The organism is Streptomyces sp. NPDC048288 (assembly GCF_043201555.1).
GTDB lineage: Bacteria > Actinomycetota > Actinomycetes > Streptomycetales > Streptomycetaceae > Streptomyces.
This window is the reverse complement of record NZ_JBICZD010000003.1, coordinates 884,294-896,247: the sequence shown is the minus strand read 5'-3', so window position 1 is coordinate 896,247 and position 11,954 is coordinate 884,294. Positions and strand designations below refer to the sequence as shown.

12 protein-coding genes and 2 rRNA genes are annotated in these 11,954 nt (G+C 69.4%); 11 read left to right on the top strand and 3 right to left on the bottom strand.

Annotated features, from left to right (window positions below; translation table 11 throughout):
- From ACGFZS_RS15530 to ACGFZS_RS15480, 11 genes are all read left to right on the top strand, one after another.
- Positions 1-203: ribosomal RNA gene (locus ACGFZS_RS15530) — 23S ribosomal RNA — on the top strand; the annotation flags it as partial.
- 90 nt (positions 204-293) lie between these two features.
- Positions 294-410: ribosomal RNA gene (gene rrf / locus ACGFZS_RS15525) — 5S ribosomal RNA — on the top strand.
- A gap of 60 nt (positions 411-470) precedes the next feature.
- Positions 471-1,115 (top strand): HAD family hydrolase, encoded by a 645-nt coding sequence (locus ACGFZS_RS15520; RefSeq protein ID WP_393662223.1) that lies wholly within the window; start codon positions 471-473, stop codon positions 1,113-1,115.
- 93 nt (positions 1,116-1,208) lie between these two features.
- Positions 1,209-1,970 (top strand): VC0807 family protein, encoded by a 762-nt coding sequence (locus ACGFZS_RS15515; protein WP_393795452.1) that lies wholly within the window; start codon positions 1,209-1,211, stop codon positions 1,968-1,970.
- Between the two features lie 81 nt (positions 1,971-2,051).
- Positions 2,052-3,284, top strand: a complete 1,233-nt coding sequence (locus ACGFZS_RS15510) for an MFS transporter (RefSeq protein ID WP_393795451.1) — start codon at positions 2,052-2,054, stop codon at positions 3,282-3,284.
- A complete protein-coding gene (locus tag ACGFZS_RS15505) occupies positions 3,235-4,407 on the top strand; it encodes an acetoin utilization protein AcuC (RefSeq protein WP_365696087.1) in 1,173 nt (390 codons plus the stop codon). The genes ACGFZS_RS15510 and ACGFZS_RS15505 overlap by 50 nt, the downstream gene beginning before the upstream one ends.
- 104 nt (positions 4,408-4,511) lie before the next feature.
- On the top strand, positions 4,512-5,327 hold the full coding sequence (locus tag ACGFZS_RS15500; RefSeq protein WP_365696122.1) for a phosphatase: 816 nt from the start codon (positions 4,512-4,514) through the stop codon (positions 5,325-5,327).
- Between the two features lie 130 nt (positions 5,328-5,457).
- Positions 5,458-5,667, top strand: a complete 210-nt coding sequence (locus ACGFZS_RS15495; RefSeq protein ID WP_067299677.1) for a helix-turn-helix domain-containing protein — start codon at positions 5,458-5,460, stop codon at positions 5,665-5,667.
- Between the two features lie 132 nt (positions 5,668-5,799).
- On the top strand, positions 5,800-5,898 hold the full coding sequence (locus tag ACGFZS_RS15490; protein ID WP_003948845.1) for a 30S ribosomal protein bS22: 99 nt from the start codon (positions 5,800-5,802) through the stop codon (positions 5,896-5,898).
- Between the two features lie 171 nt (positions 5,899-6,069).
- Positions 6,070-7,137 carry an NAD-dependent epimerase/dehydratase family protein gene (locus tag ACGFZS_RS15485; RefSeq protein WP_393538479.1) on the top strand — a complete coding sequence of 356 codons (1,068 nt, stop codon included), beginning with the start codon at positions 6,070-6,072 and terminating at the stop codon, positions 7,135-7,137.
- A gap of 14 nt (positions 7,138-7,151) precedes the next feature.
- Positions 7,152-8,213 carry a lysophospholipid acyltransferase family protein gene (locus tag ACGFZS_RS15480; RefSeq protein ID WP_393795450.1) on the top strand — a complete coding sequence of 354 codons (1,062 nt, stop codon included), beginning with the start codon at positions 7,152-7,154 and terminating at the stop codon, positions 8,211-8,213.
- A gap of 94 nt (positions 8,214-8,307) precedes the next feature.
- On the opposite strand, the gene ACGFZS_RS15475 is transcribed toward ACGFZS_RS15480, so the two are convergent.
- From ACGFZS_RS15475 to ACGFZS_RS15465, 3 genes are all read right to left on the bottom strand, one after another.
- On the bottom strand, positions 8,308-9,549 hold the full coding sequence (locus ACGFZS_RS15475; RefSeq protein WP_393795449.1) for a DUF5667 domain-containing protein: 1,242 nt from the start codon (positions 9,547-9,549) through the stop codon (positions 8,308-8,310).
- A 234-nt stretch (positions 9,550-9,783) separates the two neighbouring features.
- Positions 9,784-10,572 (bottom strand): ECF subfamily RNA polymerase sigma factor, BldN family, encoded by a 789-nt coding sequence (locus ACGFZS_RS15470; protein WP_393538473.1) that lies wholly within the window; start codon positions 10,570-10,572, stop codon positions 9,784-9,786.
- A gap of 392 nt (positions 10,573-10,964) precedes the next feature.
- A complete protein-coding gene (locus ACGFZS_RS15465; protein ID WP_359227023.1) occupies positions 10,965-11,903 on the bottom strand; it encodes an HAD-IB family hydrolase in 939 nt (312 codons plus the stop codon).
- Positions 11,904-11,954: the final 51 nt, after the last annotated feature.

Here is an 11,954-nt window from a genome sequence, read left to right as displayed (position 1 = left end):
TTCTGCCAAGGGCATGGCTGGTTGGCTACGTTCGGGAGGGATAACCGCTGAAAGCATCTAAGCGGGAAGCCTGCTTCGAGATGAGGACTCCCACCTCTATAAGAGGGTAAGGCTCCCAGTAGACGACTGGGTTGATAGGCCGGATCTGGAAGCCAGGTAACTGGTGGAGGTGACCGGTACTAATAGGCCGAGGGCTTGTCCTCAGTTGCTCGCGTCCACTGTGTTGGTTCTGAAACCACGAACAGCCCCATGCCATGGTCACGGCATGGTGCGGCTGAACAGTTTCATAGTGTTTCGGTGGTCATAGCGTGAGGGAAACGCCCGGTTACATTCCGAACCCGGAAGCTAAGCCTTACAGCGCCGATGGTACTGCAGGGGGGACCCTGTGGGAGAGTAGGACGCCGCCGAACAAATATTGGGAAAGGCCCACGCCGTATGGCGTGGGCCTTTCTGCATTTAAGCTCAGGGGTATGCGCTACGACCTCGTCATCTTCGACAACGACGGCGTTCTCGTCGACAGTGAGCCCATCTCCAACCGGCTCCTGGCCGCCTACCTCACCGAGCTCGGGCATCCGACCTCCTACGAGGACTCGATACGGGACTACATGGGATCGGCGATGCACCGGGTCCATGAGCTCGTCCAGGAACGCACGGGGCAGCGGTTGCCCGACGACTTCGACGATGTCTTTCACCGACGGGTGTTCGCCGCGTTCGAGCGGGAGTTGAAGCCCGTGGCGGGTGCCGCGGAGGTGCTGGAGCGGCTGGCGGCGGACGGGGTGCCGTACTGCGTGGCGTCGTCCGGGAGCCATGAGCGGATCCGGGTGGGGCACCGGACGACGGGGCTCGACCGGTGGTTCGACGAGTCGCGGGTGTTCAGTTCGCAGGACGTGGGGCGGGGGAAGCCGGCGCCGGATCTCTTCCTGTACGCGGCCGAACGGATGGGGGTCGCGCCGGGGCGTTGCGCCGTCGTAGAGGACAGTCCGCTGGGGGTGCGGGCGGCTGTCGCGGCCGGGATGGACGTGTACGGGTTCACGGCCATGACGCCGGCCGAGCGGCTGCGGGGTGCCACTCAACTCTTCGACGGTCTGGGTCAGTTGCTTGACCTGCTGGAATGACCTGAGGCATGACGGGGGTGCTGACAATTGTCATGCAGAGCTCCGGACGTTCGTTTCTACTGGGGGACCCCGCCGGGACGCGAAGCTGAGGGCATGACGAAGACGACGAACACTGGGTCCCAGAGCGAGCAGCGGCAGAACAGCGTGCTGGAGAACCTCCGGCCGCTGATCGTGGATGTGGCGGTGCCCCTCGGGTCGTACTACTTCTTCAAGGGGGCCTTCGGGATGAGCACCTTCGCGGCGCTCGCCTGGAGCAGTGTGGTGCCGGCCGTGCGGACGGTCTGGAGTGTGGTCAGGGAACGCCGGGTCAACGGGCTGGCGGCGCTGATCCTGGTGGTGAACGTGGTCGGGCTGGCGCTCAGCTTCGTCTCCGGCGACCCGCGGCTGATGCTGGCCAAGGACGGTGCGGTCAGCAGCACGGTCGGGATCGGGATCCTGGTGTCGGTGGCGCTGGGGAAGCCGATGATGACGGCGGGGCTGAAGCCCTTCCTGGTGAAGGGGGACGCGGCGCGGGAGGCGGCCTGGGAGCGGCTGGCCTCCGGGACCGCGGTCCGGTCGGCGGAGTTCCTGAAGAAGGAGCGGGTCTTCTCCGTGATCTGGGGGCTGGTGCTGCTGGTGGAGTGTGTGGCCCGGGTCGTCGGCGCCTACACGATCCCCGTGGACACCATGGTCTGGCTGAGCTCGCTGCTGCTGGTCGTGGCGATCACCCTCGGGATGGTGGTCTGCGGTGGGACGGCCGCCGAGCCGATGGCGTGCCTGATCACCGACGAGGTGAAGCGCCAGAAGGCGACCGCGCGGGAGCAGGAGAAGGAGCAGGAGAAGGGGCAGGAACCGCGGCTCGCGGTCGCCGCCTGAGCGCCACGAAGGTAAAGCTGAAGGAAATTCATCTTTGGCTGGATCTACCCACGAGTACGCCGGGGCCCTACGCTCGCCGCCATGACAGATGTGCTGCGGCGCGGTAGGGCCTCGTTGGCGTTCAGCTTCTTCACCCAGGGCGCCACGTTCGCGCTGCTGGTGACGCGCATCCCCGCCATCCAGGACCGGTACGGCGTCTCCGACGCGCTGCTGCCGGTCTTTCTGGCCGCCGTGCCGATCCTGGCCGGTGTCGGCAGCGTCACCACCGAGCAGTTGGTGAAGCGCATACGGCCGAGCCTGCTGCTGCGCTGGTCCCAGCCCGTGGTGATGCTGGCGCTGCTCGGGGTCGGGGCCGGCGGGGCGATGGCCGAGCTGGCGGTGGCGCTGGCCGTGTTCGGGCTGGCCGTCGGGGCGCTGGACGCCTCGATGAACATGCTGGGGGTGAGCCTGCAGCGGACGTACGGGCGCAGCATCATGCTCAGCTTCCATGCCGCGTACAGCCTGGGCGGGATTCTGGGGGCCTCGCTGGCCTGGGTGGGCGCGCACTGGCATCTCGCGCTGTGGGTGTCGTATCTGCCGGTCGTGGCGGTGCTGCTGCCGGCCGCGCTGGTGGGGAGCCGGTGGTATGTGGACGGCGATCCCGCGCCGGCGGAGGACGGGTCGACGGAAGACGCGGCGGGCGAGGGTGCGGGCGGCGGTGTCGTCTTCAAGCTGCTGCTGCCGCTCTGCCTGGTGATGACCTTCGCGTACATCGGGGACTCGACGGTCTCCAACTGGAGTGCGAAGTACCTGAAGGACGTGCTGGGCAGCAGTGAGCAGCTCGCGACCGTGCCCTACAACGTGTACATGGTGACCACGCTGGTCGGGCGGGCCCTCGGGGACTTCGGGGTACGGCGGTTCGGGGCCGTGGCCGTCGTACGGCTGGGGGCGCTGGTGGCTGCCGGAGGGTTCGCGGTGGTGGCGGTGGCGCCGGGGGCCTGGGTGGGGATGGTCGGGTTCACCCTGCTGGGGCTCGGGTTGTGTGTGCTGGTGCCGCAGACCTTCGCGGCGGCCGGGAGGCTGTTCCCCGGATCTTCGGATGCGGCCATCGCACGACTGAACATCTTCAACTACGTCGGGTTTCTGATCGGTTCGCCGTTGGTGGGTGCGCTCGGCGACGCGTGGAGTTATCGCGGGGCGATGCTGGTGCCGATGGTGTTGGTGCTGGTGACGTTGGTGTACGCCCGTTCGTTCGCGACCAGGTCGGACCGATACGGTGACGGGCATGAGCGGCCGCGCACAGCTGATGTGGGACGAAGCAGTAACGGGCTATGACTTCGGTCCGGGGCATCCGATGGATCCGGTCCGGCTGGCGCTGACCCGGAGTCTGGTCGGTGCCTTCGGGCTCGACCGGGTGGCGGAGGTCGTCGCGGCGAAGCCGGCCGGGGAGTCGACGCTGCGGCTGGTGCACCGGGAGGACTACATCGAGGCCGTGAAGGCGGCCTCGGCGGATCCGGCGGCGGCCGACCAGTCGTACGGGCTGGGGACGGTCGACGATCCGGCCTTCGCCGGGATGCACGAGGTGTCCGCGCTGATCGCGGGGCAGTCGGTGGCGGCCGCGGAGGCCGTGTGGCGGGGGGACGCGGATCACGCCGTGAACTTCGCGGGCGGACTGCACCACGCGATGCCGGGGGCGGCGTCCGGGTTCTGCGTCTACAACGACGCCTCGATCGCGATCGCGCGGCTGCTGGAGCTCGGTGCCGAGCGGGTCGCCTACGTGGATGTGGACGTGCACCACGGGGACGGGGTGCAGGCCGCGTTCTGGGAGGACCCGCGGGTGCTGACGATCTCGCTGCACGAGCATCCCCGGACGCTGTTCCCGCAGACCGGGTGGCCGCAGGAGGTCGGGGACGGCGCGGCGGAGGGGTCCGCGGTGAACGTGGCGCTGCCGGCCGGGACCGGGGACGCGGGGTGGTTGCGGGCGTTCCACGCGGTCGTGCCGGAGCTGGTCGCCGACTTCCGGCCGCAGGTGCTGGTCACCCAGCACGGCGCCGACACGCATTTCGAGGATCCGCTGGCTCATCTGGCCGTCTCGCTGGACGCGCAGCGGGCGGTGCAGGTGGCCTGTCACGAGCTGGCGCACGAGTACGCCGGGGGGAAGTGGGTCGCGCTGGGCGGGGGCGGATACGAGGTGGTGGATGTCGTGCCCCGGTCGTGGACGCATCTGGTGGCGATCGCGGCGGGGCGGGAGATCGAGCCCGAGACGCTGGTGCCCGAGGGGTGGCGGCAGGAAGTGTTCGCCCGGACTCGGCAGTTGGGGCCGGGGCGGATGACGGACGGGCGGTGGCCGGTGGGGTGGGCCGGGTGGGAGTCGGGGTACGACCCGGCCGATCGGCTGGACCAGGCCGTGCTGGCGACGCGGCGGGCCGTGTTTCCGTTGCGGGGGTTGCTGGCGTAGGGGGCGCCGTCCCTGCGGGCTGGGGTGGTCAATCGTTACGCCGACCGTGCGGTGTTCTTCTGGTCTCCGCTCCTCGGCGGGCGCAGTCCGTCACCATCTCAGCCGTGTTGAGTGCTGGTGAGCTTCGTGCGTATCTGGTGGCTGTGCGGCTTGCCGGGGTGGTGGCCACCTCGCGGGAGCGGAGTCTTCGGCGTTACCGGTTGTTCGCTGCTCGGGATCCTCGGGTGTTGATCGGGATTGATCCGCAAGGGACGTGGAGCGAGCGGGAATTGGTTCGCTTGATGGCGGGCAAGTGTGGGGTTTCGGACGATCCGCGGTGTGTTTCAGGGCATGATGTGATCGACCCGGAACGCACGGTGGCCGCGCTGGATGCCTTCGCGGAGCGGGTGGGTGAGGTCGCCGGGCGGCGGGCCCCGGTGCTGTTCGGGACCGGGCATCCGCACCGGCTGATCGGGTTCTACGCCGGTCTCGCGGACGCGTTGTCGGCGGCGGGGTGTGAGGTTCTCACCCCTGCGCAGGGTCGCTGTGTCGACATAACGACCCGGTTCGGTCTACGTACCTGCGACCTTGATTACGTACGAGGCGTCGGGTTCATGAGAGAAACGGGCCGTGAACGCCCCGGTTGTGCGCCGGGTGCGCACACGCATTCGCCGCTGCCGGTTCGGGTGGCGCTGGATGCGGCGGCGGGGGGCGGAGGGCCGCTGCCGGAGCTGGTGGTGGGGGACCATGGATGGGTCTGCGGTGCAGGTCAGCTCGGGTTTGAGGCCATTGGGCTCGCGGATACGGATGACCCTGCGCTCTTCGTGGGGGAGGCCGAGGGGGTCGTGTCCGTCGCCGTTCCGGTTGATGACGGCGTGCGGTCTGATTACTACACGCCGCTTACCCGCTACGTACTCAATCGAGCGTGTCTGTCACAGTAGGCCGCCGATGGGTGCACCTCTTCCCCACTCGCATCACCCGCCCCTACATTGGGGAGTGAGCACGCAACGACGAAGAGTCACCGGAAGGGGAAGCCGGTGGCCCGTCGAGTGCGGAAGGTTCAGGTGTGTCATGGCAGCTGGCGAGAGGCCTCTGAACGAGGTTGTGTTCCTTACCGTGGCGGAGGTCGCCGCGGTGATGCGAGTGTCGAAGATGACCGTGTACCGACTGGTGCACAGCGGTCATCTGCCCGCGATCCGGGTGGGGCGGTCCTTCCGCGTCCCCGAACAAGCGGTACACGAGTACCTTCGCGAGAGCTATGTGGGGGTGGAGACCGCCTGACGGCCGTTCCGGGATTCGTCCCGGGGCACCTCGATTACGACCTCAGCGCTCGGGCGGGTAGGCTAGCCCCTCGTAGGTCGTATGGGCCCATGATGCCCAGCACCGAGTGATGAGAAGTGAGCGAGGGTAGTCGTGGGCTCTGTTATCAAGAAGCGGCGCAAGCGGATGGCCAAGAAGAAGCACCGCAAGCTGCTCAAGCGCACGCGTGTTCAGCGTCGTAACAAGAAGTAATTACGGCGTCGAGCCGCGAGAGCTTGTGTGTGGCCCCCCACCAGTACGGTGGGGGGCCACATGCATTTTCCGGCCGTCGCGGCTCGTCGTGGCCTGCTGGGGGTCATGCCGGCGCAACATCGACCCGCTAAGTTGGCCCGCATACGGGAACACGGAAGAAAGGCGCTGATCTTGGGGAAGGTCGTGCTCGTGACCGGAGTGGCCCGTCAGCTCGGGGGCCGGTTCGTACGACGTATTCAGCGTGACCCCGAAGTGGACCGGGTCGTCGCCGTGGACGCGGTGGCGCCGGAGCACCATCTGGGCGGGGCGGACTTCATCCAGACGGACATCCGGCAGCCGAGCATCGCCCGGGTCCTGGCCGAGAGCGGTGCCGACACCGTCGTCCACATGGACGTGACCGGGACACCGCTGGGCAGCGGCAGCCGGGCCACCGTCAAAGAGACCAACGTCATCGGGACGATGCAGCTGCTCGGCGCCTGTCAGAAGTCGCCGAACGTCAAGCGGCTGGTGATCAAGTCCAGTACGAACGTGTACGGCTCCGCGCCGAAGGATCCCGCCGTCTTCACCGAGACGACCCCGCCGAAATCCCTGCCCAGCGGGGGGTTCGCGAAGGACACGGTGGAGGTCGAGGGGTATGTGCGGGGGTTCGCCAGGAGGCGGCCGGACGTGGCGGTGTGCGTGCTGCGGTTCGCCAATATCCTCGGGGCCACCGCCGATACCCCGCTCGCGTCCTACTTCTCGCTGCCCGTGCTGCCCACCGTCCTCGGGTACGACCCCCGGCTGCAGTTCGTGCACGAGGACGACGTGATCGACGTGCTGCGGATCGCCTCGCACGATCCGGTCCGGGGGACGCTCAACAGCGGCACGTTCAACATCGCGGGTGACGGGGTGCTGTTGCTCTCGCAGTGCTCGCGGCGGCTGGGGCGGCCCACCGTGCCGCTGCTGCTGCCGGCGGTCACCTGGGCCGGGTCCCTGGTGCGGACGCTCGGTATGAGCGACTTCTCGCCCGAGCAGATCCGGCTGCTGACGCACGGCCGGGTGGTGTCCACCGACCAGATGCGCGAGACGCTGGGCTTCCGGCCGAAGTACACGACGGCGGAGACGTTCGCGGACTTCGTGCGGGCCCAGGCCCCGGGGCTGCTGCCGCCCGAGGCGGTGGCCGCGGCCGTCGACCGGCTCGCCGCGCTGCCCGCGCTGGGCGGCGGCCCGGCAAAGACCCCGACCAAGAGCGCCAACTGAGGAGCGCAACAACGATGGCGGACGCCAAGGTCATTCCGTTCGACGACGACCGGTCCCGTGGGGCTGCCGTGCAGCGGCCGGCCCGGCGCCGGGGTCAGGGGGGCCGCCGGGGCGGCGGCGAGCAGGCGGCGGTGATGCGTGAGGTCCAGCCTCTCGCCGGGCGGATCCCCGCGCAGGAAGATGTGCATGTGAACCGGGAGAGCCCTGAGACGGGCGTGGAGCAGCCGCACGACGACGCCGGCCTGGAGCAGCGCGTGGCGCGCGGGCTTGCGTTTCTGCGGCGGCGGCTGACCGGGGACTACGAGGTCGACGACTTCGGGTACGACGAGGAGCTGACCGACCAGGTCCTGATGTCCCTGCTGCGGCCGGTGTACGAGAAGTACTTCCGGGTCGAGGTGAAGGGCATGGAGAACATCCCGGCGGAGGGCGGTGCGCTGATCGTCGCCAACCACTCCGGGACGCTGCCGCTGGACGGGCTGATGATGCAGGTCGCCGTGCACGATCACCATCCGGCGAATCGTCACCTCAGGCTGCTCGCCGCGGATCTGGTCTTCGTGCTGCCGGTCGTCAACGAGCTGGCGCGGAAGCTGGGGCACACGCTCGCGTGCGCGGAGGACGCGGAGCGGCTGCTGGCCCAGGGGGAGCTGGTCGGGGTGATGCCGGAGGGGTTCAAGGGCATCGGGAAGCCGTTCAGCGAGCGGTACAAGCTCCAGCGGTTCGGGCGGGGCGGGTTCGTGTCGACGGCGTTGCGGAAGGGGGCGCCGATCATTCCCTGCTCGATCGTGGGGGCGGAGGAGATCTATCCGATGATCGGCAACGCGAAGACGCTGGCGCGGGTGCTGGGATTTCCGTATTTCCCGTTGACGCCGACGTTTCCGTGGCTGGGGCCGTTGGGCGGGATTCCGCTGCCGACGAAGTGGACGATTCAGTTCGGGGAGCCGATCCGTACGGACGGCTATCCGCCGGAGGCGGCCGAGGATCCGATGCTGATGTTCAATCTGACGGATCAGGTGCGGGAGCAGATTCAGCACACGCTGTACAAGTTGCTTGTGCAGCGGAGGTCGGTTTTCTTCTGAGGCGCGATGCGTTGAGTTTTGGGTGCGGGTGCGTGGGGGCTGGTCGCGCAGTTCCCCGCGCCCCTTCGGGGCGCGGGGAGTGAACCTCTGTCGGCTAGTTGCCGGTGTCCTCGCTGTCGATGCCCAGGCCGGGTAGCAGGCCTGGCAGCAGTGGGGGCAGGGTGACGTCGGGTTCGGTGGTTGCGGATTTTGAGGGGGAGGGGCTGGTGGTGCCGGTCTTCGGGGGGTCGAGGAGGCCGCCCGTGGTGCCGCCGATCAGGCCGTTGTCGGCGCTGCCGGAGGCCGAGCCGCTGGGGCTGCCGGTGCCGGAGTCGTGGCCGGAGGAGGAGCTGCCGGAGGACGACGGGGCCGTCGACCGGTGGCGGCCGGAGGACCCGGTGGACGCCGTGCCGGAGCCCTGCCTGCCGGTGCCGCCGGTGCTCTGGGGCGGTTGGGGGAGCAGGGACTGCAGCGGGCCGACTTCCTGGTCTATGGCGTCGAAGACCGACGACACCTGCTGGCTGACGTCCCCGAGCTGCACCGGAAGCTTGTCGCGCAGGGCGCCCCAGGCCTCTCGGTGCGACTGGGCGAAGGCGGACAGGGCCTGGATGGGGCCCAGGGAGTTCGGATCGCGCTCGTAGGCCTCGTGGAGCAGGCGGTGGCCCTCGGTGACGTCCTGCTGCATCCCGGACAGGGTGCGGCGGATCTCGCCGATCGACTCGTGGTCGAGGTGGCCGCCGCGGCCCCGCTCCATCAGCCGGCGGGCCTCCATCAGCCGGGTCGAGGCCTGGTCGAGGTAGGTCTGGCCGCGCTGGTCGTCGCCGTCGGACAGATAGTTGAGCTTGAAGTCCTCGATGCCGCGTTTGAGGCCGTACAGGGAGTCGCCGGGCAGGGCGTCGGAGCTGGCGGCGGCGACGCCGCCGAAGGCTCCGGCGGCCACGCCGACGCTCAGTCCGCCCGCGGCGAGCCCCTTGGTGAGCCGGGAACGCGGTCGCAGTTTGCCCAGTGGACTCGCCCGGTGCGCGCCCTTGGCCCGGCCGGACCGCTGCTCGGGCACGGGTGTGTCCGCCGCCCCGCCCAGGGTGCCCTCCGCGAGCATGGCCTCCATCGCGGCCACCAGTTGGGCCCGCTGGACGACCTTGACCTTCGGGTCGAGCTCCGGTTTGGGCAGTGCGGCGAGACCCGTCGCCAGGGCCAGCAGCTCGCCCGGCTCGGTCCGTTCGGCGCGATCCGCTGCGGCCGGTGGATCGCCCGCCGGGGCCTCGGACCGCTCGGCCGCCGGGTCCCGGTCGGGCTGCTCCTCCAGGGCCTGGGCGAAGGCGTTCGCCCGCCGGTGGGCCGATACGTTCGCGATCACTGGCGGCACCTCCTCTCGTCATGACGGTCGACTCCCCAGGGGGTCCTGAGGGTTGCACGCCCTCGACCGATCCACACGATCGTGTGATCAGGGTCTTGCTGGACGTGACCACAGGGAGCCTGTATCCCGCACAACGAGCGGCTCGGCACTTGGGTTACGGACGACCGGTGATCGGCTGAGAATGGCAACAGGCGTTCACCGAGCGTGAGTTGGACGTCGCCGAGGGTGCCCGGCTCAGCGGGCGTCGTCCGGGAGGAGCCGGGCGAGGGTGCGCACGGCCCGGTACTGGAGCGTCTTGATGGCGCCCTCGTTCTTGCCCATCACCCGGGCGGTCTCGGCGACCGAGAGGCCCTGCAGGAAGCGGAGCGTCACGCACTCCTGCTGCTGCGGGTTGAGGCGTCGTACGGCGTCGAGCAGCGCCGCGTTGGAGAGGGACTCCAGGACGGAGTCCTCGGGCGAGCGTTCGACCTCGTTGGCGTCGAGCATCTCGCCGGTCGTCACCTCCAGGCGGAAGCGGCTCGACTTGAAGTGGTCGGCGACCAGGTTGCGGGCGATCGTCACCAGCCAGGCGCCGAAGTCGCGGCCCTGCCAGGTGAAGGTGCCGATCCTGCGCAGCGCGCGCAGGAACGTCTCACTGGTGAGGTCCTCGGCGGTCGCCTTGCCGCCGACGCGGTAGTAGATGTAGCGGTACACGGTGTCGCTGTACTGGTCGTAGAGGCGGCCGAAGGCGTCGGACTCGCCGGCCTGGGCACGCTCCACGAGATCCATCATGCGGGCGCTGTCGCTGTCCGCGGCCGGACGGCGGGCGGTGGCGGCGCTGCCGGAGGTCCGGCTGCGTCTGCCGACGGCGGCGCCGCCGTCGGCCAGTGCGTAGCACGGGCCCACGGGGGCGGCGGTGGCGAAGGCGAAGGCGGGGACGGCGTACGCGGACGGGACGAGGCCGCGCAGCGTCTCTTTGACCGTCGCGACTGTTGCGCGCAGCGTAGCCAGGCCCGAGGCGTCAACCCCGACGTGTGGGTACACGGGACTCCCAGAGGCAGAGCTTCCATCACGTGCAGTACGGGACCTTTCACCCGTCGTAGCGACGGAGGGGTACCGGTTTGCGTCTGAGGAGAATAACGCTTCGTGCAGGCACTGCTACACCGAGTTGCTCAAATCATCGATTGCGTCGCTTCTCTCACCGATTTGAGATGGTTCAAGTGCCGCAGAGTGACTGATTGTTGATCAGAATGGTGCGTGTTCAGGCGGAGTCGAGGGCGTGTTGGGGCGGCCGCGCGATAATTCGGGCGCGTGGCGGGAGAACGCCGGAATGTTCGGGCGCGGGCGGGCCGAAGGCATGCCTGAGGAGCGCCCCGCGAGGGGCGCCCGGCTGTCCGGCTGTGGCGCTGTGGGGCTGTGCGGTCCGGCCGCGGTGGTTACCGGCGGCGGCGGGACAGCGCGATCGCCGCCGCCGTGCCGCCGGCCACCGCGCCGACCCCGGCCGCCGCCGGGATGCCGACCTTCGCCGCCTTGCGGCCGGTGCGGTAGTCGCGCAGGCGCCAGTCCAGTTCCCGGGCGTGCTTGCGCAGCTTGGTGTCCGGGTTGATGGCGTACGGGTGACCGACCAGGGAGAGCATCGGGATGTCGTTGTGGGAGTCGCTGTAGGCGGCGCACCGGGAGAGGTCGAGGCCCTCGGCGGCGGCCAGGGCGCGGACCGCCTCCGCCTTCGCCGGGCCGTGCAGGGGCTCGCCCACCAGCTTGCCGGTGTAGACGCCGTCGACCGACTCGGCGACCGTGCCCAGCGCTCCGGTCAGGCCCAGCCGGCGGGCGATCACGCCGGCGATCTCCACCGGCGCCGCCGTGACGAGCCACACCTTCTGGCCCGCGTCCAGGTGGGCCTGGGCGAGGGCGCGGGTGCCGGGCCAGATGCGTTCGGCCATGTACTCGTCGTAGATCTCCTCGCCGATGGTCTGGAGCTCCGCGACGCGGTGGCCCTTGACGATCGACAGGGCCGAGTCGCGGGCCTCCTGCATGTGCTCGGGGTCCTCGACGCCGGCCAGCCGGAACCACGCCTGCTGCCAGGCGAACCGCGCGAGGTCGCGGGTCTCGAAGAACTTCCGCTTGTAGAGGCCACGGCCGAAGTGGAAGATGGCGGCGCCCTGCATGACGGTGTTGTCCAGGTCGAAGAAGGCGGCGGCCTTGTCGTCGCCGAGCACCGGGAAGTCCGGCTCGGCGGCCTCTTCGGCACCCGCCGACGCCTCTTCCGCCAGGGCTTCCTGGTTCTTGCGCGCAGCCTCCGCCGAGGCCTCGCCTGCCAACACGCTCCGCGCCGTGGCGGAGCGCCTACGGGGAGTGAGCCATCCGAGAGCGGCCATGTCGTGAGCATAGCCAGTCTGTTCGGTGCATCCGGAGTCGCGGGAGTTGGT

Bases quoted from the DNA above. Each gene is read 5' to 3' on its own strand.
- ACGFZS_RS15505 (WP_365696087.1), top strand. From the start codon at position 3,235: ATGAGCGGCCGCGCACAGCTGATGTGGGACGAAGCAGTAACGGGCTAT.
- ACGFZS_RS15480 (WP_393795450.1), top strand. From the start codon at position 7,152: ATGGCGGACGCCAAGGTCATTCCGTTCGACGACGACCGGTCCCGTGGG.
- ACGFZS_RS15520 (WP_393662223.1), top strand. From the start codon at position 471: ATGCGCTACGACCTCGTCATCTTCGACAACGACGGCGTTCTCGTCGAC.
- ACGFZS_RS15465 (WP_359227023.1), bottom strand. From the start codon at position 11,903: ATGGCCGCTCTCGGATGGCTCACTCCCCGTAGGCGCTCCGCCACGGCG.
- ACGFZS_RS15515 (WP_393795452.1), top strand. From the start codon at position 1,209: ATGACGAAGACGACGAACACTGGGTCCCAGAGCGAGCAGCGGCAGAAC.
- ACGFZS_RS15495 (WP_067299677.1), top strand. From the start codon at position 5,458: ATGGCAGCTGGCGAGAGGCCTCTGAACGAGGTTGTGTTCCTTACCGTG.
- ACGFZS_RS15510 (WP_393795451.1), top strand. From the start codon at position 2,052: ATGACAGATGTGCTGCGGCGCGGTAGGGCCTCGTTGGCGTTCAGCTTC.